Source organism: Salinispora mooreana, from assembly GCF_000379065.1.
GTDB lineage: Bacteria > Actinomycetota > Actinomycetes > Mycobacteriales > Micromonosporaceae > Micromonospora > Micromonospora mooreana.
The window spans coordinates 4,570,175-4,594,169 of record NZ_KB900614.1 but is presented as its reverse complement, the minus strand read 5'-3'; the positions used below and the strand labels follow the sequence as shown (position 1 = coordinate 4,594,169).

The 23,995-nt window shown below is 65.9% G+C and carries 20 protein-coding genes and 1 pseudogene; 8 read left to right on the top strand and 13 right to left on the bottom strand.

The annotated features are described in order from the left end of the window. Positions 1–119: 119 nt before the first annotated feature. Entirely contained in the window at positions 120–1,730 is a 1,611-nt protein-coding gene (locus SALPAC6_RS0122000; RefSeq protein WP_018255480.1) for an MFS transporter, read from the top strand. A 55-nt stretch (positions 1,731–1,785) separates the two neighbouring features. On the opposite strand, the gene SALPAC6_RS0121995 is transcribed toward SALPAC6_RS0122000, so the two are convergent. From SALPAC6_RS0121995 to SALPAC6_RS0121955, 9 genes are all read right to left on the bottom strand, one after another. Further along, the gene (locus SALPAC6_RS0121995) at positions 1,786–2,757 is read right to left on the bottom strand and encodes a PQQ-dependent sugar dehydrogenase (protein WP_223874241.1); all 972 of its coding nucleotides are present in this window, start codon (positions 2,755–2,757) and stop codon (positions 1,786–1,788) included. Between the two features lie 594 nt (positions 2,758–3,351). Then, positions 3,352–3,909: a dihydrofolate reductase family protein gene (locus SALPAC6_RS0121990; protein ID WP_018255478.1), complete on the bottom strand. Its 558-nt coding sequence runs from the start codon at positions 3,907–3,909 to the stop codon at positions 3,352–3,354. Between the two features lie 144 nt (positions 3,910–4,053). Further along, on the bottom strand, positions 4,054–5,454 hold the full coding sequence (locus SALPAC6_RS0121985) for an alkaline phosphatase family protein (protein ID WP_026189963.1): 1,401 nt from the start codon (positions 5,452–5,454) through the stop codon (positions 4,054–4,056). Between the two features lie 2 nt (positions 5,455–5,456). Beyond that, entirely contained in the window at positions 5,457–6,599 is a 1,143-nt protein-coding gene (gene eboE / locus SALPAC6_RS0121980) for a metabolite traffic protein EboE (protein ID WP_018255476.1), read from the bottom strand. Then, positions 6,596–7,450, bottom strand: a complete 855-nt coding sequence (locus SALPAC6_RS0121975; RefSeq protein WP_026189962.1) for a TatD family hydrolase — start codon at positions 7,448–7,450, stop codon at positions 6,596–6,598. The genes eboE and SALPAC6_RS0121975 overlap by 4 nt, the downstream gene beginning before the upstream one ends. Beyond that, complete coding sequence (locus tag SALPAC6_RS0121970; RefSeq protein WP_026189961.1) at positions 7,437–8,066, bottom strand: EboA domain-containing protein; 630 nt, start codon at positions 8,064–8,066, stop codon at positions 7,437–7,439. The genes SALPAC6_RS0121975 and SALPAC6_RS0121970 overlap by 14 nt, the downstream gene beginning before the upstream one ends. Then, on the bottom strand, positions 8,050–8,865 hold the full coding sequence (locus tag SALPAC6_RS0121965) for a sugar phosphate isomerase/epimerase family protein (protein WP_018255473.1): 816 nt from the start codon (positions 8,863–8,865) through the stop codon (positions 8,050–8,052). Before SALPAC6_RS0121965 ends, SALPAC6_RS0121970 begins: the two co-directional genes overlap by 17 nt. A gap of 98 nt (positions 8,866–8,963) precedes the next feature. Then, positions 8,964–9,827, bottom strand: coding sequence for an SCO3242 family prenyltransferase (locus tag SALPAC6_RS0121960; RefSeq protein ID WP_018255472.1), 864 nt, complete (start codon positions 9,825–9,827; stop codon positions 8,964–8,966). Next, positions 9,820–10,959: an inositol-3-phosphate synthase gene (locus SALPAC6_RS0121955; RefSeq protein WP_018255471.1), complete on the bottom strand. Its 1,140-nt coding sequence runs from the start codon at positions 10,957–10,959 to the stop codon at positions 9,820–9,822. The genes SALPAC6_RS0121960 and SALPAC6_RS0121955 overlap by 8 nt, the downstream gene beginning before the upstream one ends. Before the next feature lie 311 nt (positions 10,960–11,270). Between SALPAC6_RS0121955 and SALPAC6_RS0121950 the strand changes: the two genes are divergently transcribed. From SALPAC6_RS0121950 to SALPAC6_RS0121940, 3 genes are all read left to right on the top strand, one after another. After that, positions 11,271–12,311, top strand: coding sequence for a class I SAM-dependent methyltransferase (locus tag SALPAC6_RS0121950; RefSeq protein WP_018255470.1), 1,041 nt, complete (start codon positions 11,271–11,273; stop codon positions 12,309–12,311). Between the two features lie 40 nt (positions 12,312–12,351). Beyond that, positions 12,352–14,010, top strand: a complete 1,659-nt coding sequence (locus SALPAC6_RS0121945; RefSeq protein ID WP_018255469.1) for a thiamine pyrophosphate-binding protein — start codon at positions 12,352–12,354, stop codon at positions 14,008–14,010. Positions 14,011–14,352: 342 nt separating this feature from the next. Further along, entirely contained in the window at positions 14,353–15,963 is a 1,611-nt protein-coding gene (locus SALPAC6_RS0121940) for an outer membrane protein assembly factor BamB family protein (protein WP_026189959.1), read from the top strand. 97 nt (positions 15,964–16,060) lie between these two features. Here the strand turns inward: SALPAC6_RS0121940 and SALPAC6_RS0121935 are convergent, their stop codons facing one another. Further along, entirely contained in the window at positions 16,061–16,666 is a 606-nt protein-coding gene (locus tag SALPAC6_RS0121935) for a dihydrofolate reductase family protein (protein ID WP_223874242.1), read from the bottom strand. A 181-nt stretch (positions 16,667–16,847) separates the two neighbouring features. Between SALPAC6_RS0121935 and SALPAC6_RS26555 the strand changes: the two genes are divergently transcribed. After that, positions 16,848–17,036: a hypothetical protein gene (locus tag SALPAC6_RS26555; RefSeq protein WP_018255466.1), complete on the top strand. Its 189-nt coding sequence runs from the start codon at positions 16,848–16,850 to the stop codon at positions 17,034–17,036. A gap of 7 nt (positions 17,037–17,043) precedes the next feature. Here the strand turns inward: SALPAC6_RS26555 and SALPAC6_RS0121925 are convergent, their stop codons facing one another. The 3 genes and pseudogenes from SALPAC6_RS0121925 to SALPAC6_RS26550 all read right to left on the bottom strand — a co-directional run. Beyond that, positions 17,044–18,045: a helix-turn-helix transcriptional regulator gene (locus SALPAC6_RS0121925; protein ID WP_018255465.1), complete on the bottom strand. Its 1,002-nt coding sequence runs from the start codon at positions 18,043–18,045 to the stop codon at positions 17,044–17,046. Positions 18,046–18,195: 150 nt separating this feature from the next. After that, positions 18,196–18,618, bottom strand: coding sequence for a hypothetical protein (locus SALPAC6_RS0121920; RefSeq protein WP_026189957.1), 423 nt, complete (start codon positions 18,616–18,618; stop codon positions 18,196–18,198). Between the two features lie 259 nt (positions 18,619–18,877). Beyond that, positions 18,878–19,367 (bottom strand): annotated as a pseudogene (locus SALPAC6_RS26550) (uridylate kinase); the annotation flags it as partial. A 51-nt stretch (positions 19,368–19,418) separates the two neighbouring features. Between SALPAC6_RS26550 and SALPAC6_RS0121905 the strand changes: the two are divergent. The 3 genes from SALPAC6_RS0121905 (at position 19,419) to SALPAC6_RS0121885 (ending at position 23,813) form a co-directional block, all read left to right on the top strand. Further along, positions 19,419–20,039 (top strand): YdeI/OmpD-associated family protein, encoded by a 621-nt coding sequence (locus tag SALPAC6_RS0121905; RefSeq protein WP_018255461.1) that lies wholly within the window; start codon positions 19,419–19,421, stop codon positions 20,037–20,039. A 997-nt stretch (positions 20,040–21,036) separates the two neighbouring features. Next, complete coding sequence (queD, locus tag SALPAC6_RS28410; RefSeq protein ID WP_080636112.1) at positions 21,037–21,420, top strand: 6-carboxytetrahydropterin synthase QueD; 384 nt, start codon at positions 21,037–21,039, stop codon at positions 21,418–21,420. Between the two features lie 596 nt (positions 21,421–22,016). Then, a complete protein-coding gene (locus SALPAC6_RS0121885; protein ID WP_018255457.1) occupies positions 22,017–23,813 on the top strand; it encodes a helicase-associated domain-containing protein in 1,797 nt (598 codons plus the stop codon). The last annotated feature ends 182 nt before the right edge of the window (positions 23,814–23,995 follow it).

Here is a 23,995-nt window from a genome sequence, read left to right as displayed (position 1 = left end):
TGGGGTGGCCCGGACATCCCAGCCGCAGGTCGTGCGGCAGCTGTCGAATTTCGGCGACGCCGTTCGTCGTGTTGGTAGGCGCACACACACTGAAGATCGACGAGAGGGACCGTACGACGATGACGGACACCGCAACACCACCACGGGCCGGGCGTAGGGAGTGGGCCGGCCTCGCCGTCCTCTCCCTGGCAACCCTCATGATCACGTTTGACATGTTCGTGTTGCTGCTGGCCTTGCCGCACCTCAGCGCCGACCTTCGCCCAACGAGCGTTGAGCAGCTGTGGATCCTCGACATCTACGGCTTCCTGGTCGGCGGATTCCTCATCACCATGGGCTCCCTGGGCGACCGAATCGGCCGCCGGAAGCTGCTGTTGATTGGCGCCGCCTTCTTCGCAGTCGCCTCGCTGGTGTCGGCTTGGTCGACCAGTCCCGAAATGCTTATCGCGTCCCGGGCGCTCCTGGGAATCGCCGGGGCGACGCTCGCGCCGTCCACGCTGGCCCTGATCAGCAATATGTTCACCGATCCCAAGCAGATGGGCACAGCGATTGGCATGTGGGCCGGATCGTTCACCCTCGGTGCTATCCTTGGCCCGCTCGCCGGCGGATTGGCACTGCAATACTTCTGGTGGGGCTCGGTATTTCTCATCGGCGTGCCGGTCATGGTGCTGTTGTTGATTCTCGCTCCGATACTCGTGCCCGAGTTCAAGGCGCCGGAGGCAGGGCGACTCGACTTCACCAGCGTGGGCTTGTCGCTGGCCGCGGTACTCGCCTTCATCTACGGCTTGAAGGAGGTCGCGCGTAACGGCTTCGAAGTCGTACCCGTCACCGTCGGGGTGCTCGGCATCGTGCTGGGCATCATCTTCGTCCGTCGGCAGCGGTCGCTCTCCGACCCGCTGATGGACCTGACGATGTTCCGCAGCAGGTCTTTCAGCACGATGCTCGTCGGACTGTTGCTCTACGGCATGGTTGGCGCCACATCCATGCTGTACATCACCCAGTTCTTCCAGTCGGTGGCCGGTATGACCGCACTGGAGTCGGCGTTGGCGCTCCTGCCCGGCATGGCGGCGGCAACGATCAGCGCCATGGTCTCGCCGATGCTCGGCCGCCGGTTCCGCCCGGCGTACCTGATCGGAATCGGGCTCTTCGGGGTGGTCGCCACCTTCGCCTGGTTCACCCAGATCAGCGCGACATCGAGTCCGGTCGCACTCATCATCGGGTTCGCCGTGATTGGGGCCTGCGACGGGCCGTTGCTGGCGCTGGGGACCAATCTTGTCCTCGGTTCGGCACCCCCGGAGAAAGCTGGTTCCGCGGGATCACTCGTACAGACGTCCAACGAGGCCGGGGCCGCCCTGGGCGTCGCGGTCTTGGGCAGCGTCGGTGCGGTGATCTACCGACAGGAACTGGCCGGACAGATACCGGCCGAGGTGCCGGCGGCCACCGCCCAGGCAGCGGAGGAGAACGCGGCCACCGCGGTCGCTGTCGCCGCGGAACTACCGGTTGACGTCGGTACGGCGCTGGTGGCAGCCGCCCGGCAGGCGTTCGCGGACGGTCTGAACGTGTTCTCCGCCGTCAGTGCGGTCGTCTTGGTGATCGCTGCGCTGTTCATCATGATCCAGCTACGACACATACCCCCCACGGGAAGCGAGGAGGGCGCCGGGGAGGAGACCGACGGTTCGACACCGGACGACGAGCCGTCGGCAGAACCGGTCGCCAAGTCATCCACCAGCTGAAGATGCCTTCCCGGGCTACGCCGGTCCTTCGGGGTAGCCCGGGAAGACTACGTCACTAGGAGGCAGCGACGAAGTCGGACCAGTCGGCCCACCGCCACAACTGGCCAGTTCCTTTCTGCGCCTGTACCCCTTCGTCGGACATTTCGAACCGACCGAAGTCGAGCAGGAACATGTCTCCGCTGCCCGGCGCGAAGCCAACGTCAATGGGCCTGGCTAGCTCTGGCCCACCCTTGAAGCCGCCAGCAGACCAGTCAGCCGGATCAATGAGTAGTAGGCCGCGGCCCACCTGCGGATGACCAGGCGGAGCCGTCATCGGGGTCTCGTCACCGAAGAGGGCAACCACCAAGCGCCCGGCCAGCGGGCGGGCGGGGCCGGCCACTACCGGGACTGCGGCGAACTTCGTCGCGGCGGCGTGCGGGGTGAAGGCGAACAGTGGCTGTTCGGGCTCGGGAAGCGAATCGTGCCCGGTCAGCAGAAACGTCGGCTGTGGGCCGCGCACCGGCGCGAAGCGTGGATCGGCGACCGGCACACCGCCGACGTAGTCCGGCCACCCATACCAGCGACCGGTTCCTACCTCGAAGAGCAGGTCCGGCGCGGCACCGATCGGACGGCTACCCCGGTCATCGGGCCCTTGGTCCACAGCGAGGAGCCGGCCGTCGGGCAGGAAGCCCAGCCCGAAGGCGTTACGCAGGCCCCAGGCAACCAATTCCAGATTCGAGCCGTCGAGGTCGCATCGCATGACAGCGGCTGTGCACGGCAGGCCGGCCGGAACCCGCTGCCCGTGCGCGGTAGAGGTGCCAAAAGGAACAAAGCCACCCGTCACCCGGGTGGCGCCCGGTGTGGTGGAGAACGGGTCGGGTGTCGTGACGTCACGTCCAGCGAGGGTGATGTCGATGCCTGGAACGTCGTGTGAATGAGGCAGACGCCGCAACCAACCCAGCTCATAGGCGTCGAGGCCGATGACGCCAAGGTTCGTCATCGCGCCCTGGCTGAAGTAGAGCTTCTGGTCCGGTCCGACCACGGCCATGTTTGTGTGATAGTTGCCGGGTCCCGGCATCCCCTCAATCAGTGGGCGAGCGGCGCGATCCGGATCCACCGCCCCTACAGCCTCGGTGTCAACCCGGCTGATTCGACCAGCGCCACCCTCCGAAACGTAAAGAATATTCTCATGCCAGCTAAGCCCGGTGACTGGAGCAGCGAGACCGGTTGCCACGACTGCTATTGACGGTGATTCGGCAGATGGGTCGATGCGGCTAATCCGGCCGCCTGGGGCGGCACCTCCGAAGGGCAAACCAGACTCAGCGACGTAAACCCTTCCTCGATCGTCGAAGGCGATGCTGGTCGGGAAGTCAAGCTCGTCGGCCAGGATCACGGCATCGGACATGGCAACCCCCAAGACGCACGGCAGCCGGCCGTTCCGGCAGCACCTCAACGGAGGAGCCTATAGATCTTCCGAAATGCCTACGTCTTCGCGATTGCGCCCCGAAGCGCTTCAGCACTCACGTATGACGATCTGCAGGCAGGAGGGAGGCTGGCGATCAAGACAGGGCCCAGTATTCAGCCGGTACGGCACGGCCGCAGCGGGCCAGCCTGACCGGCTGGCACGCCCTGCGGCCGTGCGTCACCCGCGCGCGTAGTGCAGCGCAACCACGCCGGATTCGAACGGCTTTGCCTCAAGCAAACGCATGTTCCGGCGGGAGGCCAGGGCAGACTGTCCGCTACTGATCGTTGCGGGATTGACCAGTAGCCAGTACTCGTCGATAAGGTCGTGCTCGGACATCGAACGCACCAGTCCCACGCCGCCGAGCAACAGCATGTCCTTGCCGGCGCCCTTCTTCATCCTGGCGATCTCACCCATGAAGTCGTCCCCGAGTAGCCTGGAGTTTTGCCAGTCAACCGATTCGAGCGTCCGGGATGCGACAAGCTTTTCGGTGTCCGCGAGCCAGCGGGCGTGACTCACCATGCCCGGAGGGTTGCCCGGATCGTCCGCTGCGGCCGGCCAAAAGCCAACAAACTCACCGTAGGTGTTTCGCCCGATCAGGGCCGTGTCGCACTGCTCCTGCAGGTTCCCGACGATCTCCCAGGTTTGGTCATTGACCGTAAGCCAATCCATCTCCTCGTCAGGACCGACAGCCATTCCGTTGAGTGTGGACTGCATGTACAGGACGACATTTCTCACCGCGGTCTCCTCGACATAGAAAGTGGATCATGGCCAATGGAATCGGCGCTTGAAACGTCGTGCGCCGCGGCACACTTTACTATGGCAGCCACCGTGAGTAGGCGGACATGCCGAGGGCGCGGACGGGTCCTGATCAGGCCATGATCAGGACCCGCTGTTGGAGTCTGAGGTGCCTTGCGCAAGCCGCAGTAGCAGCTCCTTCACATCGGTGGCGGCATATCTGTCCCGCGCGAGCGATGAATCCGAACACAGCAGCACGGGCGCGTCGCGCGAGTCGATCGGCAGGCGCCCGTGCGAGCCACGTACCGCGCAAGCTCCAGCGTCGAGCCCCACAACGTTCATTACATAACGTAGCCCAGCCTTCTTACGCAGCAGCGCAGTGGCCCCACGGCGTTTCGCCGCCATGGGAGCGGCTGGGTCGAAGAACAACTCGGCTGGATCGTAGCCGGGCTTGCGATGGATTTCGACAGCCCTGGCGAAGTCTGGCGCCATTGAGTCGTCCAACCAGTAGTAGTAGGTAAACCATGCTTCGGGCTCGGCGACCACCACCAGTTCCCCGGAACGAGGGTGATCAAGTCCGTGCGCCGCCTTTCCCACATCGTCGAGTACAGCCTCGACACCGGGCACGGCGGCACAGAGCTTGGCTACGGCGGGGATGTCGGCGGGATCCCGGACATACACGTGGGCGACCTGATGATCCGCCACTGCGAAAGCCCGCGACGTCCACGGATCGAGGTACTCCATCCCCGCCTGCCGGTACACCCGCAGCAGCCCTTCGGCACGTAGTGCCCGGTTAATGTCGACTGGATGGGACACATCGGTAATGCCATATTCGGAGAGGGCAACCACGGTCATGCCACGGTCCTGCGCGAGGTCCAGCAGTGGCGCGAGTACCCGATCGAGTGCAGCGGCGGCCAGCGTGGCACGAGGATCTGCTGGGCCGTACCGCTGCACGTCGTAGTCGAGGTGTGGCAGGTAGACCAGGCTGAGGTCCGGACTGTGAGTGACGATCACCTGCTCGGCGGCTCGCGCTATCCACCGCGATGACTCGATGGCAGCGCCCGGCCCCCAGTAGCTGAAGAGCGGAAACGTCCCCAGCCGGGCGGTGAGCGTGTCACGCAGCCACGGTGGGTCGGTGTAGCAGTCTGGATCCTTGCGCCCATCGGCGTGGTAGACCGGCCGGGGCGTGACGGTCCAGTCCACATCCGCGCCCATCGCGTACCACCAGCAGATGTTCGCGACCGTGTAGCCAGGCCACCGTCTCCGTGCTGCCTGCCAGACCTTTTCCCCACCAACAAGGGCGTTGTGTTGCCGCCACAACAGCACTTCACCCAACTCGCGGAAGTACCACCCGTTTCCCACAATCCCGTGCCCTGCGGGCACATCGCCAGTGAGAAAGGTGGACTGCACTGTACACGTCACAGCGGGAAGTACCGTTCCCAACTCCGCGCGGAAGCCGCCGGCGCCGACGCTGGCCAGTCGTGGCATGTGGGCGAGCATCCGCGGGGTCAGGCCAACCACGTCCAGGACGAGCAGACGGTTCATCGTCACTGCACCTCACCGAGGCCAAGAGCGGTGAGTTCGGCCCGAGCGAAGGCCAGTTCTGCCGCTATACCAGCGGCGAGTTGTGCCGGCGTTTCCGGTCGATGATCTCTCGGCAGTACATTCCACGTGTATGTTTCGACGTCGAAGTGGTCACAGCCGTCGCCTTCTGTCAGCAGGGAGCGCAGCGCATCAAGGAGCACCGGCACCGTCGTCCTGAGGGGCGCGGCGGGCGCGGCGTGCAGCGGCACGTGGTAGTGGATTCGCCACGGCCCGCGCAGGCCGTCCCGGATTGCCTCGTCCACATCGTCGGCACCCTCTCCGAAACAGTTTCGCGTCTGGTGTAGGAAGCGTGGCTCGACATAACGACGAATCGACTCGGCGTCAGCGGCGGGTGTGTCCGTGGCGAGGGCGACGGAGATCTGCACCTTCACTATGGGCAATTCGGCAGTACGCAGCGCGGCCAGTGCGGTACTCGGGTCTTCCCAGGAGCAGGCGAGGTGCGCGAGGTCCAGGCAGAGACCCAGCCACCGGGTGTCGACGCCGGACAGCAGTTCAACTGCCTGAGCGGTGGTCTCCACGACGCAGCCCGGCTCTGGTTCGAACCCGACCCGGATCACACGGCCGGTCCGTTTGTGCAGGGCCGCTAGTTCGGCCGCGAGTTGATCCAACCCTTGCCGGCACCGCTGCGCCCGGATGGCGTTCCACGGCGCCCGCCAGGCCAGCGGCAGCGTGGAGACCGAGCCACGCGCCGCGTCCTCCGGTAGCAGGTCGGCGAGAATCGTCGCGAGGTGCACCGTGTACGTGAGTCGATCAGGGGTTGTCCAGTCCGGCTGGTAGACGGCGTGCTTGACCACCGGCGCATGGAAGGCCTGATACGGAAAGCCGTTCAGGGTCACGACTTCCAGTCCCCGCAGGTCCAGTTCCCGGCGTAGTCGCCTACGCTTGGCCTGGTTGGCGGCGAGTTCAGCAGCGACCGGTGCAGCCAGCCAAAGCCCCAGGGCGAGCACATCAGTACCGAGTCGCTCACGAACAGCAAGAGCGTACGTATCGCATTGAGCGATGATGCCGTCCAGATCCTCGGCCGGATGCACGTTGGTGCAGTAGCTCAGGTGCGCAAGCCGCCCCTCGGCATCACGCAGCCTCATCGGCTGCCACCACGCCGAATCGAGTTGCCCGCAAAGGGCAGCCCGGTCCCGCCAGCCCCGGTCAGGTCGAGCCGGCCGGACTGGCCGTAGAACTCCATCGGGTTTCGCCACAACACCCGGTCAACATCGTCGTCCCCGAAGCCGGAGGTAAGCATCGCCTCACCGGTGGCCCTGGTGAGCAGCGGATCGGAATGACCCCAATCCGCCGCTGAGTTGATCAATACACGATCGGTGCCGTACCGTCTCATCAGTTCCACCATTCGCGCCGGCGACATCTTGGTTTCCGGGTAGATGGAAAATCCGAGCCAACAGCCAGAATTTCGGACCAGTTCGACCGTAACCTCATTGAGGTGATCGATAACCACGCGGCCGGAGTCGATTCCGGACGCGCCGATGACCGCGAGGCTGCGCCGAATACCGCGCACCTTGTCCCGGTGCGGCGTGTGCACCAACGCGGGCAGGCCGTGGGTGATCGCCAGGTTCAACTGTGCCTCGAATGCTGAATCTTCCTCGGAGGTCATCGAGTCGTAGCCGATCTCGCCGACAGCGACGACCCCATCCTTGTCCAGATAACGTGGTAGCACGTCAAGCACGTCGCGACAGCGCGGATCGTTGGCCTCCTTCGGATTCAGCGCGATCGTCGCGTGGTGACGAACACCGAACTGGCTCGCCCGGTACGGCTCCCAACCGACCAACGAGTCGAAATAGTCGACAAAAGATCCGACGTTGGTGCGCGGCTGTCCTAGCCAGAACGCCGGCTCGACCACGGCACGCACTCCCGCATCCGCCATCCGCACATAGTCGTCCGTGGTCCGTGAGGTCATGTGAATATGGGGGTCAAAAATGCGCATCACACGCCTCCAAATTGATGGACGATTCAATCGACGCAAGCAGTTCCAGCGCATCGTCGGGCATTTTCCGATCAGCAGCCGCACGTTCCTCGGCCACATCGCTCAGCATTCTTCCGAGCTCGGAGTCAGCCCGGCGCGCCAGGTCCTCCACCTGGTTTAGCGGGACTGCCATGAACACGCATTTGAGCACTGCCTGCCGCCACATCGCTTGGTCCAACCGCCGTGCGAATGGACCAAGGGCAGCGGTTAGCAGTCGTGGGTCGTTGCTGCGGATCGCGTCGTGCAACAACACGAGGCATTCATCGCCGACCGGCAACAACGCCAGCGCTTTCAACACGGCCCGCTTTTCCCCAGCATCACCATGCCAGTACAGATTCTGCGCCCAAGTGCTCGTCTCAGCCACGGGGAGCGCAGCTAACAGTAGCGTCCGTACGGCTTCGTCAGCGCTCCAGCGTGGGGCGACGGAAAGCTCCGCTCTTCCGCCACGCCGGGCCGCTTCGGCGAACCGAAGCTCAACCGCGGCTGGGTCCACCGCGACCGATGCGACCGCGTCCGCCAGCCAAGCCTGATCGGTCACGGCGGACAGTGCGGTGCGGAGTTCATCCAATCTGATCATCAGACTCCTTTCTCGCGGCCTCTTCCGCAGCGCGCAAGAATGCGATCGACTCGGCGGTCAAGGTCGGCGCCGCATGTGAGTGCCGTGGCAGTTCCACCGCCACCAACCCCTGATAGTCGGCCTCGACCAGGGCCCGCAGCACGGGCGGGAAGTCGATCTCGCCGGTACCGAACGGCAAGTGATCGTGCACTCCGCGTCGCATGTCATCGATCTGCACGTTCACCAGATGTCCCGCGACAGCGGCGACACATTCCGGCACGGAACTGGTCTCAAGACACCGACAGTGCCCGATATCCAGCGTGATTCCGAATCCTGGCGGACAGTCGAGCGCGTCGTGCAGGCGTCGCCAGCCGGCGATGTCCGCCACCAGCATGCCGGGTTCCGGTTCGAAGCCCAGCGTCACCCCCGCCGTCTGCGCCCACTCAACCACCTGAGCACAGCCGGCGGTCAGGCGGTTCCAGGCAGCCGACGGCGCGACCCCCCGTGGGCGCGCCCCGGCCCAGAACGACACCGCCTCCGCGCCGAGGTCCGACCCGATTGCCACCGCGCGGCGGAGGTACCCCAGCCGTCGCGCAGGATCGTCGTCGAGGAGTGTGGGCACATGCTTGTGCCACGGGTCAAGCAGATAGCGGGCACCGGTCTCTACCACCAGCGAGAGGCCCAGTCGGTCAAGCAGTCGGGCGACGGTGGCAACGCGCCTGGCCACGTCGTGGGCGAACGGGTCAAGGTGGGCATGGTCGAGGGTGAGCGCGACGCCGGCATAGCCGAGGTCGGCCAGGATGCGCAGGGCATCTGCCAACCGGTGGTTGGTCAGTCCGTTGGTCCCGTAACCAAATCTCAGCCCCGTACCCCCTGATGTGGGGGCAAAGCTGTTCGATGTGCTCGGGCGTGAGTTACTCATGTCAACGCCACTCTTTTCGCGAGCCGGCTCGCCAACGGCGCACCTGCGGCAACGGCAAAGCCCACGGCAGCCCGCCCATAGCGGGCGGTCAGCGCCCCCTGCAGGGTTGGCAGCGCGACGACACCCGTGCCGACAGCGGCCCGGATCCGCGTGGCGGTGGGATCCGCCACGGCCCGCCCCTGAGCCAACCCGTATCGAGCCGCATACCAGGCAGCAAGTGCGGCGGGTACCGCTCGGCGGCGGACGGGTACCACTCGGCGACGGCCAGCGGCGAGCACCGCGACCATGGCCGTGCCGGCGAGGGTTGTCGCCGGCAACTGCGATCGGGCGCCGCTGACCTCACAGCGAGACAGCATGGTGACGGTGTAGGTATGCGCGGCGACCGTCAGGGCCGCCGGCACCGCGGGCCAGATGCGCCCGTTGGCTGCCCCGAGCAACACGTCGAGCCCTCGGCAGGTGGCCATCGCTGCTGGGCTCACGGGACCGTTCTTGGCACGCAGGTTATATGTCCAGATCGCCCCCGCGAGCGGCACCGCGACGCGCAAGGCGCTCTTTCCTCCCGCTACCATGGCGGCCAGAACACCGGCACCGGTCAGCGTAGCCGCAGCGCCCAGGGCGTATCGCGCCGAGACACGACCCGACGGAATCGGCCGCTCGGGTCTTTCGCGCGCATCGATTTCCCGATCGGCCCAGTCGTTGCCGGCCATCCCGGCCCAGTAGAGGAGGATGGACGAAGTCGCCAGACCGGCGGTGCGCCACCCCAGGACTCCGGCGGCCGTCGCGCCGGTCACCACATCGCCCGGCACGGTCAGCGCGGCTGGGGCTCGTACGAGTTCGGCGAGGGCACCTGGGCTAGGCATCGCCGAGTCCCCGCACAAGTGCGACCAGGGCGGCCCACTGCTCGCCGAGTGCGTGCGGCCCATCGCCGAGCGGGTCCTTGAAGAAGAACCCCAGCTCGGCCAGCGGACCCGTACGCCCAGCGGCATGCGCGGCTGCCATCAACCGCGCGAGATCGAGAACCAGTGGTGCGGCGAGCGCCGAGTCACAGCCGTGCCAGGTGAACTCCATCCGCATGGCCGCGCCGAGGAAGCCGTTGAAGGTGACCAGGTCCCATGCAGTCTTGTGGTCACCCATGTCGTCGACGTACTCGATCCGGGTGGTGCCCTGTGGTTCGTACCCCAGGGTCTCGGCCAGCACCCGCTGCTTACTGCCTGCCTTCGCGGCGTTTGCCCCGGCCCTGGCGAGGTTCGCGCCGTCGCCGCCGCCGAGCAGGTTCGTCCCGGACCAGGTGCGGACCGGCAGATGACGCATCGCGAACATCGGTGCCAACACCGACTTGACCAGGGTCTCACCGGTCTTTCCGTCGTGTCCGGCGTAGGGCAACGCGCTGCGCCGGGCCAGTTCCGCCAACGCGGGCAACCGCGCACCCGTCGATGGCGTGAAGTCAACATAGGAACATCCGGCCTGAAATGCTGCGTACGCGTACAGCGAACTGGGCGGCAGCACGGGGTGTGCCGTGGCCATGGCGAGCCGCAGCGCATCGAATGTCGCGTGGGCGGGGTGTGGTGGGGGTGCCGCCTCCGTCGATGACACGTTCACCACCACCACGCGTTCCAGCCCGTGCCGTTCCCGAAAGCCTCGGATATCCCGCGCGATGGCCTCGGCAGCCTGACCTTGGGTCGACGCCGACGGGGTAGGGCACAGTTCCTGCTCGGCGGCGGCGACGTCCGCCATGACCGCCGAGACGATCGGCCCCGGCAGTACACCGGCGGCCGCAAGCGCCTCAGCTCTCTTCGCCAGTGGGGTGGTGGCTATGTCGTGGCCCCCGAAGGTGAGATCCTCGATCCCGGGTGCGACGTTCGTGCGCAGCAGCGGCAGCTCCAGCACACATCCGATCGGCTCGGCGAGACCGGATCTAATCGCCGCGGCTCCGACGATGCTCGTCACCGCGACAGAACCACGTGCGCCGATCAGCCAGACACCTGTTGCCATAAGGCCATCCCCCACTCCACAACCCATGCCACTCTTGGACGTACTCAGCTCCGATGCCAGCCGTCCGGACACGACCCGATGCCGTGTTCTCCGGGATTTCGTGGCGGTGGCACCGAAGGTGGGTACTGGATCATTGTCGAGCCAGCTGCCGCACCGCCTTCTCGAAGAATGCGCATCTGATTTCGGTGCCCGAGCTGCTATGAAGTGCTTGCCGACATCGCCGCTGGTGACCGCACTTGTGAAGGTGCTCTCCGCTGGTTTCCCTCTTCAGGATGAGGTGCAGGACTGATCACCGAAAGAGGAGGATGACCATGGAACACTCGGCCAGGGCGCAGGAGGGAGACACTGCCGCGAACGGCGGCACGGTCGACGGCGCCGTCCGGCGGGTGACCTCCATCTTCAATTCCGCCGTCGGCGCTTGGGCGATCGCCGCCGCGTGGGAGATCGGCCTACTCGATGAACTAAGGGCCGCCAAAGAGATAAACGCCGTCGAGTTCGCAGCCACGCACGGACTCGATGCGACATCCATGGTGGGCTTATCCCGGGCCTTGGCAGCCGTCGAAGTGGTCAAGCGCGAGGGCACGACAATACGAGTGTCCGCGAATTTCAACGAGACCTACCGGACCAAGTCCTTCTTCCACTGGTTGACCCGGGGCAGCGCGGAACTCTTCCGGCAGATGCCACACTCCCTGGTGAAGCGCAACCGAGTTGGTGCCTACTACCAGCGTGACTCCGCGGCCATTGCCTACGCGTGCCGTGAAATCAACGAGCTGTGCTATGACAGCACGTTCTGGGCTGCCGTCGAGCGGTTGGGATACGACATCAGGGTCGTGGCCGATCTAGGATGTGGCAGCGGTGGCCGGCTGATCGACGTACTCAACCGACACCCGGCGGCCCGCGGTATCGGCATCGACCTCGCTCGGCCGGCCCTCGACGACGCCCGGCGCGACGCCGCCGCGGCTGGACTAGCGAACCAGACCTCGTTCTTCGAGGCGGACGTACTCAACTTGCAGCGACGACCCGAATTCGCCGACGTAGATCTCGTGACATGCTTCATGATGGGACACGACTTCTGGCCGAAAGAACAGTGTGTTGCCACACTGCGCCGGCTGCGAGAGTGCTTCCCCTCGACACGCCGTCTACTTCTCGGCGACGCTACCCGGGTGGAGGGGGTCGCTGACACCGATCTGCCAATCTTCGTTCTCGGGTTCGAACTGGGCCACGACCTGATGGATATCACGCTGCCCACCATCGCCGACTGGGAAGGGGTCTTCGAAGAAGGAGGCTGGAGCCTGGTCCGCACCAACCGCATCGAGATGACCGTCGGCGAGGTCATCTTCGAGCTGGCCTGACAGCGGCAGCAGACAGCGCAGGGACGGATCGGAGGACGGCATGGCGGTGGTGGCGACGGCCCTCGGCCGGATACTGGCGGACCTCGGTGTCCGTCATGCCTTCGGCGTGGTCGGCGGTGGAAACATCCTGCTCACCGCAGGGCTCACCGGTGCGGGCATCTCGTACGTGCCGGCCCGGCATGAAGGAGGAGCGATGGCGATGGCCGACGCCTACCACCGCGCCACCGGACACGTAGCGATATGCACCACGTCACACGGCCCCGGGTTGACCAACATCGCCACCGCTCTCGCCGAGGCGGCCAAGCACGGCAGCGGCGCTTTGGTGATCTGCGGTGACGCGCCGTCGCACGGCCTTCGCCCACACGACATCGACCAGACTGCATTTGTGGGGTCGGTTCCGGCGCCAGTACTACGGATCGCTGATCACCAGACCGCACTCCGGACGGCCGTGGACGCACTCGAGCTCGCCCGATCGGCGTCCCAGCCTGTCGTGCTATGCGTACCCAATGACATGATCTCGGTAGAGGTATCTGAACACACGCCGGCCCTCCGCCCCTCGGCAACCAACGTAGTACCGCTGGCCCCCGCTGGCCTCGACGCCGTCCTTGCGGCCCTCACCAGGGCGCGTAGCCCCCTGCTACTCGCCGGTGTGGGAGCATGGCGCAGCGGCGCCGACAAGATCCTCATCGAACTGGGTGAACGAATCGGAGCGCTCTACGCGACAACCACTATGGCCAGTGGCATGTTCAGCAGCAATCGCTGGTCGCTCGGTGTCTTCGGCGGGTTTGCGGCACCGCGCGCGGCAGCAATCATCGGTGCCGCTGACCTCGTGATCGCGTTCGGTGCCAGCCTGGACCCCTTTACCCTGCACCACGGCAAGCTGCTGCACCCGGACGCCGTTCTCGTCCAGATCGGCATAGCAGGCGAACGCGCCAACGACAGGGTCACGCTGACTGTCACGGGCGACGCTTCCGCCGCCGCGGACGCACTGCTCACCGCGGTGAACGCGCGTGGCCTACCCCCCTCGAGCTGGCGTGACGAGGTCACCGACGACATCGCGACGGCCGGATGGGAGCACGAGAGCTACGACGATGCGGGAACCGACGATCGGATCGACCCCCGGACCTTGACCGCGGCGCTCGCCGAGATATTGCCGCAGGACCGCACCGTCGTCCTGGACGGAGGGCAGTTCATCGAATGGCCGTCACGATACCTGCCGGTTCCTGAGCCTTCCGCGATGGTGTTCATGGGCGCCGCATTCCAAACCATCGGGCTGGGGTTTGCGGGGGCGGTTGGTGCCGCCGTGGGCCGCCCCGACCGACTAGTCGTCGCCGCGCTTGGCGACGGAGGTGCCCTGATGGGCCTACCCGAGCTCGAAACGCTCATCCGCACCGGGCGGTCAGCGCTCGTCGTCGTGTATGACGACGCGGCCTACGGTTTCGAAGTCCACATGTACGGTCCCCAGGGCGCCGATCTTCGTACCGCCGCCTTCAGCGACACCGACTTCGCTGGGATCGCGCGATCGTTGGGTGCCACCGCGGTCACCGTACGGCGGGTCTCTGACCTGTGGAGCGTGCGCAGTTGGCTGGCCAAAGGACGCCCGGGAACGTTGCTACTCGACTGCAAGGTCGTCCCGCAGGTAGTGGCAGGATTTTTGTCAGACCTCATTGCGGGCAAGGCCAGCACTGAGCCTGAGTAGGCTGGACCGTTGCAGGGAAATTACGATCCGAGTGGGGTCGTCGCTACACGTGAGGTGCGGACCCTTGATAATCCTGAGATCCGCCACACTCAACCAGGGACAGGGCAAAAGCGCCGCACGGCATACCGCATTGGTCTCGCCGTTGACGTCACCCCTGGTCATACGCCGCCGGATGACCTGTTCGCCGGCGGCCGGCGGACATGCAGACAACGCATGACAGAATGCATCCCTATGGCCTGATTTGCCGACATTAGCATTGCAGAACAACCCGGCATCCATGACAGCGGTAGCCTCCGTGCAACGCACTGTCAATTGGCATACGACAATGACAAGGGGATGCCCATGCGGCTGACAACGTCCTCCCGCAGGACGGCTGCACGCCTGACGGCCTACGCCGCGGTGGCGGCGATCGTGCTCGCCGGCGCTGGGCCGTCGGCCGCCCAACCCGAATCAGGGCACACCACATACGGCGACCACCGGTGCGGCTCACGTGCTGACTGGAAGCACCCCAATGCCGACAAGCACAACACCCGGCGAGTACGCGGCCCGATCGATTCTTCCAACGTGGCCGACCTGGAGGTCGCCTGGACCGTACCGATCAAGGCACCGACGGACCGTTGGCCGGGCAGCTACGCGACGAATCCGGTCGTGGTTGACGGAGTTATGTACAGCCAGGACCTCGACTCCAACGTGTATGCGATCGACGTACGTACCGGTCAGGAAATATGGACAGTAATGATGGGCTCCTACACCAACGGGCCCAACGGCGTGGCCGTGGCCGACGGCCGGGTGTTCGGGGCCACCCTGACCGAGGTCTTCGCGCTCGATGCCCGCACCGGTCGTGAGCTGTGGCGGCGTAAGATTACCCGCAACGCCAATGAGGGCATCGACATGGCGCCGGGCGTCAACAACGACACTGTGTACATCGCTACCGTGCCGAGTCTCCTTCGTGGCGGGTATGGTGCTGGCGCGGTGGGCGTGATCTGGGCCATCAACGCTCGTACCGGCGCCCCGCGCTGGACCTGGGACAGCGTGCCCCGTGATCTCTGGGGGCATCCCGAGATCAACTCTGGTGGCGGTGCCTGGTATCCACCGAGCTTCGACGAACGCGGAGACCTCTACCTCGCCATAGCAAATCCCGGTCCGTTCCTCGGGACTGAGGAGTACCCGTGGGGCTCGAGCCGGCCGGGTGCCAACCTCTACACCAACTCCATCGTCAAACTCGATGGACGAACAGGGCGGCTGATCTGGTACCGCCAGGAGCTCCCGCACGACATCTATGACTGGGACTTGCAGAATTCCCCGATTCTCACCACCGTGGGTGGGCGGCGCGTCGTGCTCACGTCCGGCAAGGCTGGCTTTGTCTACCTGTACGACCGGAAGACGGGGAAGCGACTCTGGAAGACTCCGGTCGGACGGCACAACGGTCACGACGACGACAACCTGCTCGCCATGGCCGGTCGGTTCGACGAGCTGCCGGACTTCCCGGTGAAGGTGTATCCGGGTGTACTCGGCGGCGTCCCCGCGCCGGGCGCTATCGACCGTGACACAGTATACGTGGCGGTTAATGACTTGGCCGCGACCTGGACTTCCCAACTCCCACCGCCCATCTTTCCCGCGTTCAGCGACGGCAGTGGTGCCGTCGTGGCGCTGGACCTGGCCACGGGGAGAGCACGGTGGACATTTGCGCTCGACCAGTCGCCCTACGGTGGAACGACGATATCGAACGACCTTGTCTTCACCACCACTTTCGACGGCAAGATTCACGCCATCAATACCAGGAACGGCCGCCCCGTCTGGCAGGCGCAGCTACCCGGATCCACCAATTCCCCGGTAGTGATCAGCGGTGATACTCTCCTGGCGGCGAGTGGCTGGCCGCAGAGCGCCGATGAGCGTGCGGAGATCGTCGCCTACCGGCTGCCGGGCAAGCGCGGCGGAAACGGGTGCCACTAGCTCGAGCAACGTGGCGCTGGTCTGGCGTTCGCCACACCAGCGCCACCCTGCACGAACCCCCGCCTTGCTGACCGGCTCCAGCACCGCCGGGATATGGCTACACGGCACCTGGCTGGTAGGTCAACAGTAGCGACCCACTGCTCGTCCGCTTCGAGTCCAGTAGCTGCATGTGATGTGTCATCGGGTATTCATCCAGGAGTCGGCGTCCCTTGCCCGCGATGACCGGCGGCACGGCGAGCCGCAATTCGTCAACCAGGCCCTGGGCTAGCAGCGATCGTACGAGGGTCGGACTTCCGTGCACGCCGATGTTCTTCCCTGGTTGCGCCTTGAGGGACTCGACCTGGTCGGCGATACTGCCCTCGATACGGGTGCTGTTCTCCCATTCGTGCTCGCCGAGCGTGCTGGCCGCGACGTACTTCGGTGAGCTGTTGATGAACGTCGCGAACGGCTCGACATCTGAGTTCGGCCAGTACGGCGCCCAGTATTCATAGGTCATACGTCCCAGGAGTACGGCGTCCTGCGTATCGACGAGGTACTGCAGGTGGTCCGCCAACTCGGTGTCAAAATAGGTACCACACGTCGATGACGACTCCGACTCGTCGTCGAGCGCGTGGTTGAACATCCACTCGTCGGGCTCCTCCGTCACACCATCGAGTGAAAAAAGGAGGTATGAGACAACTTTTCGCACGTGACCCCCTACCATAGGACTTACCCAGAGAAAGGTGAAGCACGGAGCACGTTCCCCGGACGGGTGGCCGACACACTGTCAGTGGCGCAGGTTCACCGGATCGAGGGACGCCTACCGTTTGGCGCCCCTGGGAGCGTGCCGCGAGGTAAGCTACGCCCCGCCTGGCAGACGCTGGCAGGGCTCAAGGTTGACCAACGTGGATGTCAGAGCATCTGACCGCGGCCTCGTGGTCGCCGTCAGCCCGCGCGAGCAGGGCACCTCCGCCGCGAGGATCGGCGTCGCCCTGAGCGGCAGCGCCGTCGGCCTGCTGGCCCTGCGCCTCCCGACGAGGCCTGACACCTGCGGCCGGCTCCGGGCCGCAGACGACCCGACTCCAACTCGCTGAAGTCGACTTACTCAAGCAGCCCACGTTCGTCGTCGGTCATCCCCGGTCGACTGGTGGATGCGCCGACCGCCGCGCGGCGGAACCTCGTCGCGAGGCGATCGAACGCCGCCGCGAGTTCGTCTCCGTCGATCACCTCGATGTCGAAGTCAAGCTGTGTCATCCACAGCGCGAGCCGGTCGGGGTGGTCTGAGCCCAGCTCGACCTGGCAGGTGAACTCGTCAACCACCGCTATGTCGACCGGGATACGGATCTTCGCGGCGACCTTGGCGGCGGGAGCGTGTACGAGCACCCGGGCACGGTACGTCCAAGCCGCCTTGCTGACCCGTCCGACGACGTACTCGACGACGTTGTCCGCCGGAATCGCACGCGGCTGAAACCGCACCCCCGTCGGTGCGTGCACCACCATGCGGTCGACCCGAAAGATCCGCCAGTCGTCCCGGTCGAGATCCCAGGCGAGTAGATACCAGAGCGACCCCCAGCTCACCAGCCGTTGCGGCTCGGCATGGCGAACACTTTCGCTGCCCCCAGGCTTGGTGTAGCCGAAACGGAGCCGTTCATGGCCGCGGATCGCGGCAGCGACCGCGCCGAGAATCGACAGATCCAGCGGCGGGCTCGCCCCCGGAACAACGCTCGTCGCCTCCCGTACCGCCGCAACGCGCCGACGGAGACGCGCGGGCAGCACCTGTTCCAGCTTCGCGAGCGCGGTGAGTGATGTCTCTTCGACACCGAGCCGTTGGGTCGCGACCGCCCCCAGTCCGACCGCGACCGCCACCGCCTCATCGTCGTCAAGCAGCAGTGGAGGCATCGCCGTACCGGCGGCCAACCGGTACCCACCCGCGATGCCCGGACGGGCGTCCACGGGATAGCCGAGCGACCGCAGTTTGGCGACATCGGCGCGGACCGTCCTCGTGCTCACCTCCAACCGGCCGGCGAGCTCGACGCTCGTCCAGTCGCGCTTGAGCTGAAGCAGTGACAGTAGTTCGAGCAGGCGGGCCGAGGTCTCCAACACGCTTCCCATGATGTCAGTGATTGCGGAAGCTCACCTGCCGCATCTATCGGGAGGGTGGTGGTGTACGCGAACAGCGCGGCCGTCCGGCGTCTGCCCGCACCCGACAAGCACCGCCGATCGGTGAAGGCGACCTCCTGCTCGGTGGCGGGATCAGCGCACCAGGGCCGCAGCAAACGCCGACGGTCCAGCTGCCTCGTCACCGACGGCTGCCCACCGGTCACCAGTGACGACGACGCCGGTAGAGGTCATGTGGCTGGCCCACTCGTCTCGCTGAGTATTGGTCGCGAAGACGGCGACCGTGAGCTGATGTCCGTCGATACTGCACATCCCCACCTCGTGGACACCCCGCTCCTCGGCGACCAGTTGCCCGCCCGCACACCGGCCGGCCCGCATCAGCGACCGAGCCCCGAACACGGTGTGCTCTGCCGCCGGAGTCGGCAGCCGAGGCCCCCACGCCGTCGTTGGCGCTGCCGGCCGGTCCTGGAAGGCAACGACAACCAGCCCGGTGGCTACCAGGCACACGAGCACACCGGCTACCGATGTCACCACGCTCTTGACCACTTGGACCTCCACCCATCCATATGGGCCCATCGCACCGTACTGGCTGTAGTCAGCATGCCACCGATACTCATCGTCACCATAGAGCCTCGCCACCGGCCCAGCCCTGATGTGACGTGCTGTGACCGCCCGCTCGCGTACCCAGTGGGGCTCATCGCCGATGGCGAGTTGGGCCAGCACGGGTCGTGCGCATAGCCGGATCGAGTACGGTCAGCGTGCTTGAGTCTCCCAGGCCGGCAGCCGAGGCTCGCCGTTGTACACATCGACATGGTCAGGTCGACACGAGGATGCGCAGGTCCCACCGATCGATCGATTCTGGGCGCAGGAGGAAGACGCCGTCGAAGTCCAGCACGGCGTTGACGGGGGCGGTCATGACCGGTGGGGACAGCACGGAATCCGCGATACGGTCGTAGACCGCGGGCTGGAAGCGTCGATCCCCGCCCGGCCATGCGGATCGAGCAGGACCCGGATCAGTGCGCCGTGGTCGTGGCATCGAGGTAGCAGCCTTCGGCCGAGCATTCGCCCCGTGGATGGCGCTGCGCCCGAGGAAAGACGAAGTCATCGATCATGGCGCGGATGACATCTCGGCCCTGGTCACGCAAGACGACGGCCAGCTCGTCGGCGAGGGTGGTCTTACCGGGGGCGGACGGTCCGTCGACAGCTACCCGCGTTGGGTGTTCACGTGTGACGGACCCAACAGCCTCAGCAGGTGGCCGAGCAAGACCAAATCTCTTGCCTCCAAAGGGTACGAAGACTGAGTGCAGAATCGGGAGCTGCCATCGAGGGATGGCCGGGAGTTGGGTTAGCCTGCGGTCATGGCGAGCACTGAACTGGACGAGTTGATCGTCGAGGATGCCGAGGCACTGCGCACGTGGTTGGCGGCCAACCATGCCACATCGCCCGGCGTCTGGCTCGTACTGACCAAGAAAGGCGGCACCGCCACCACGCTGACGTGGCAGCAGGCTGTTGATGAGGCCCTGTGTTTCGGCTGGATCGATGGGCAGGGTCGGAAGCGGGATCAGGAGACATCCTGGATCCGGTTTACTCCGCGCCGGCCCCGCAGTTCCTGGTCGCAACGCAATGTCGGCCATGTGGCCCGACTCGAGGCGCAGGGGCGAATGATGCCCGCCGGCCGGGCTGCGGTGGAAGCCGCCAAGGCGGACGGGCGGTGGGCGGCCGCCTATGCCCCGCCGTCGGAGGCCGAGGTGCCGGACGACCTACTCGCCGCCATCGCCGTCAACCCCGCCGCCCAGGCCATGTTCGACGTGCTCACCAGGACCAACCGGTTCGCTCTTATTCAACGCCTGGCTGCCGCCAAACGGACGCAGACCCGCGAGCGCAGGATCGGCGAGTTCGTCGCCATGCTGGCCCGCCACGAGACGATCTACCCGCAGAAGGCCAAGCCGTCGGCCTCGCCGCAATCGGCGGCCTCATGACCCTGTGCACTGATCTGTTCCGATCCCGTTAGCGCTAGTCGCCGGGCCGGGTTTCGGGCTGTGCAAGCGAAAGTACGGTGCTGAAGCGGGTCGCGACTGTGGCCACGGCGGCACGTGGTTCGGGGCCCTTCTCCCACCGAAAGTCGAAGGGGACATGGCCAGCCACTCCAGATTGTCGGGCGGCATGTAGCTGTGCGACAACTGCCGCACAGCCCGAACCCGATCGATACGGTGACGACTGAGCCGTGGCCAGCCTGCCCGCCAGCGGTGACGGCTACGGCCACTGGCTGCTGATCCACCGCAGCATCACCGACCCCACCTGGCAGGCGTTGTTCGAGAACGCCGGCCTGAAGGCCGGCCAGACGCTTCTGATCAACGGCGCGGGCGGTGGCGTAGGCGGCCAGCTCGCGGTATGGACCGGCGCGACGGTGACCGTTGACCGCCGAGCGTGGGGTAGGCCGATCCAGGCCTTCGCGTACAGCAACGTCGAGCAGCTTGCCGAGTTGGTCTGGCGCGTGGACGCCGGCGAGTTGAAGATCCACGCCGCCCGGCGCCGGCAGTTGGCCGAGCTACGTGCGTGCATGACGAGCAGGTCGCCGGCAAGCTGCCCGGCAAGACCGTCCCGATTCCCTGACCTGCGCCTGTCGCGATCAGCGGGGTCACTCACCGCCAGAGACGTCCCATCAACCAACCTAACAAGATCAGGTGTTACGACTCGTACGGGAGCCGCCCGGATCACGGTGGTCGCGATTGAGGCGGCGTTGAACGGGAACTCGCTCGCGAGCTGTGAGGTCTGCCGCGAGAACGGGAGCGTGACGACCAGCCGCGGTTGGCCGAATTGCTTGGCAGCTGGACTGACGAGCAGCGGTGGCCTCTCTCAACGCCAACGGCATGTTGCCCCGCCGCGTTGGGAAACGGTCGCTTACCGGGTTGCGACACGCCTAGGCCGAGAGTACCCCCAGTCGATGCCGACTGAACCAGAGAGACGGTGAGCGATATGTGGCGAATCGGGAAACAGTTCACGTTCAGCGCTGCGCACTGCCTGCCGGGGCTACCCGAAGGTCACAAGTGCGGTCGCCTGCACGGGCACACCTACACCGTTGAGATCATACTTGAGGGCGACTCGCTTGCCGAGCCCGGTTTTGTTACTGACTTCGGCGACCTGGATCCTTTCAAACAGTACATCAAAAGCAATTTCGATCATCGATACCTTAACGATGTGCTGGGTGAAGATGTACCACCAACCAGTGAGCAGTTGGCGCGTCATCTGGCGCATTGGCTGGAAAATCACCTGACGGATTCGGTAGGGGGTCGACTGACGGCTGTCCGAGTTTCGGAGACGCCCAGCAGTTGGGCTGAGTACGTCCTGGATCGGAAGTGAGCGCCGCCGACATCAGGGTCAATGCGCGGCGAGACTCGGCCAGGTTGTCCATGAACAGGTAGCACGGCGCAGTGATTTCGGCAGGTCGAACCGGCACCAGGTGAGCGTGTTGTTTCGGCGCCATCGCCGCCGTGCGAATAGTCGGTGATCCGTCCCGTGCTGGGCATGATCGGCCTCTTCTTCGAGGTCCACTTGTTGGCGTCTCGTCATGATCGGCAGGATGTTCGGGTGCCACTGCAGTTGTGGTAGACGTACTGGCGAGGTCGCTGGAACAGGGGTGTCGCCGCTGGCGAGAGGTTTCGTAGGCATTTCAGGAAATGTGCGACTTCCACGTTCTGGAGGTAGCTGAGTAGCGGCGCCAGCCGCATTGACCCTTGCAACTGAGAGTGGTTGCATGTTGACGACTGGTCATTTTCCGAGCCGCGCCACCACTCCGGTCAGGGGTTGATCCGGAACACCAGAGCCCTCCGCTGGCTTGGCGCCACCGGCGGCGATCCAGGTTCCCGGGCTCAGGTTGGCCGGCGGGTCGCGTCACACGGAGACGGTTTCGTAGGGTTGGATTTAGGGCGTCGCCGTGTGTCCTGGGGAGCGCCGCCGTGGATCCGTATGAGCAGCTTGCTGGCCTTGACCTGCCGACCCTGCACGTGCTGGAGGCGGCGATGGCGCTGGGGGGCCTTGTCACCGAGGCGGAGGTGTCGGCGTTGGTGGGTGCCGACGCGACTCCGTACCTGCGGCGTGCCGCCGACGTGGGGCTTGTCGCGCAGCTGCGGGGCCGGCTCCTGGTGCACGGCGTGCTGCGGGAGGTCTTCGCCCGTCCGTTGGGTGTCGGCCCGGCTGCTGAGCAACTCGCCGCCGTGTTGAGCGCCGATGATCTGAAGGTGGTGGCGCGCAACCTGGGGCTGCCGACGAAGGGCCGCAAGGCGGATCTGCTGGAGACGGTGGCGGGATTCTTCCTCGACCCGGACAACGTGCACGCACTGGTCAAGCGGATGCCGGCCGCGACGCGGACAGTGTTGGAAAAGGCCGACCGCGAGGGTGGACAGATCCGTCGCTACGGCGGCAGCGGCATCGCACACCGGAGTACATATCAGCACCGCCACCGGCAGGTGCATCCGCTGGACTGGGCGGAGGAACACGGACTGGTCTACCGTGTGACCTGGGAGGACTATCAGCTGGCGGGGCAGGTCGCGCTCGCCTTGCGAGCAGCGGACTACCGGGCTCCGTTCCAGCCACAGGAGCCACCGGTCGCCTGGCATACGCCGGATCCTCCAACGGTGCAGCGCGACGCACAGGCCCAGGGCATTGCCGTGGTCGGCCTGTTGTCGGCGCTGCTGGACGGGACCGGGCGTGAACCCCTCGCCACGGTCAAGGCCGGCGGCGTGGGTGTGCGCGAGCTGGCCCGGACGGCAAAGATGCTGGGAGTGACGGTGCCGACCGTGCGACTGCTACTGGCCGTCGCAACGGAGGCTGGGCTGGCCGACCTCGGCGGACGCGTGATCCCGACGGCCGCGTACGACCACTGGCTCAAGCTCGGTCTGGACCGGCGGCTCGCGGTGATGCTCAAGGCATGGCGCGACCTGGCCTATCTGCCGTCGTCGCAGACTGGGCCGTGGGTTCCGGAGCACCGCCAGAGCTGGTCTGCGCACGCCCGGATGACCGCGCTGCAGGTGTTGGGCGACCGGGGGACGACGAACCTCGATCAGGCAGCGCAGTGGATGTGGTGGCGGCAGCCGCTGGCCTTCGGCGGCGCCAAGACCGTGCGCGGCCTGCTGGACGAGGCCGCCACCTTGGGGGTCCTCGGCGCGGGCGCTGTCAGCCCCGCCGGGCGGGCGCTGCTGGCCGACACGGACATCGCCAGGGCCATCGGCGACCTGGGCGAGGTCGCTCGCACCGCCAAGCTGCAGGCCGACCTGACCGCGGTCGTGGTAGGCACACCCAGCCCGGAGCTGGCAGAGCTCCTCGGTGCGACCGCCGTTGTCGAGTCCCGCGGCACAGCCACGACCTGGCGCTTCAGCCCAGCGACGGTACGCGGCGCGTACGACGCAGGCTGGACCCAGCAGCGCTTGATCAAGGACCTGACGAAGATCACCGAAGGCGGACTGCCGCAACCACTGATCTACCTGCTGACTGACGTCGCCCGCCAACACGGGTCAGTACGCGTGGCGCCGGTCGCCAGCACCCTGGTCAGCGAAGACACCGCACTGCTGGCGCAGATCTGCGCCGACAAACGGCTGGACAAGCTCAACCTACGTCTGCTCGCCCCGACCGTGCTGGCCAGCCACGCCACCACGGCCGACACGATGGCCGCCCTACGCAGAGCCGGCTACGCGCCGCGCCGGCAGAACGCCGACGGCCGCGACGTCATCGAGCGAGCCCGCCGCCACCGCGCCTGACTGGCAGGAGACCACTTCCCTGGTCGGAACCGCCGTCCTGTGCGGAATCCGCCGGCCACTCCAGGAACCCGTGACCCCGGGAAGCCAACGGAGCCGGTCCGTAAGGCGATCGCTACCGGCGTCTCCGTTCTGGTGCGCACCGGGAGCTGCGGCGGCTGGCCGGCCTGAACTTCGTCGTATGC

Coding starts and splice junctions, on each gene's coding strand:
- SALPAC6_RS0122000 (WP_018255480.1), top strand. CDS start 120: ATGACGGACACCGCAACACCACCACGGGCCGGGCGTAGGGAGTGGGCC.
- SALPAC6_RS0121995 (WP_223874241.1), bottom strand. CDS start 2,757: ATGGCCGTGGTCGGACCGGACCAGAAGCTCTACTTCAGCCAGGGCGCG.
- SALPAC6_RS0121985 (WP_026189963.1), bottom strand. CDS start 5,454: ATGAACCGTCTGCTCGTCCTGGACGTGGTTGGCCTGACCCCGCGGATG.
- eboE (WP_018255476.1), bottom strand. CDS start 6,599: ATGAGGCTGCGTGATGCCGAGGGGCGGCTTGCGCACCTGAGCTACTGC.
- SALPAC6_RS0121975 (WP_026189962.1), bottom strand. CDS start 7,450: ATGCGCATTTTTGACCCCCATATTCACATGACCTCACGGACCACGGAC.
- SALPAC6_RS0121970 (WP_026189961.1), bottom strand. CDS start 8,066: ATGATCAGATTGGATGAACTCCGCACCGCACTGTCCGCCGTGACCGAT.
- SALPAC6_RS0121960 (WP_018255472.1), bottom strand. CDS start 9,827: ATGCCTAGCCCAGGTGCCCTCGCCGAACTCGTACGAGCCCCAGCCGCG.
- SALPAC6_RS0121955 (WP_018255471.1), bottom strand. CDS start 10,959: ATGGCAACAGGTGTCTGGCTGATCGGCGCACGTGGTTCTGTCGCGGTG.
- SALPAC6_RS0121950 (WP_018255470.1), top strand. CDS start 11,271: ATGGAACACTCGGCCAGGGCGCAGGAGGGAGACACTGCCGCGAACGGC.
- SALPAC6_RS0121945 (WP_018255469.1), top strand. CDS start 12,352: ATGGCGGTGGTGGCGACGGCCCTCGGCCGGATACTGGCGGACCTCGGT.
- SALPAC6_RS0121940 (WP_026189959.1), top strand. CDS start 14,353: ATGCGGCTGACAACGTCCTCCCGCAGGACGGCTGCACGCCTGACGGCC.
- SALPAC6_RS0121935 (WP_223874242.1), bottom strand. CDS start 16,666: ATGGTAGGGGGTCACGTGCGAAAAGTTGTCTCATACCTCCTTTTTTCA.
- SALPAC6_RS0121905 (WP_018255461.1), top strand. CDS start 19,419: ATGGCGAGCACTGAACTGGACGAGTTGATCGTCGAGGATGCCGAGGCA.
- queD (WP_080636112.1), top strand. CDS start 21,037: ATGTGGCGAATCGGGAAACAGTTCACGTTCAGCGCTGCGCACTGCCTG.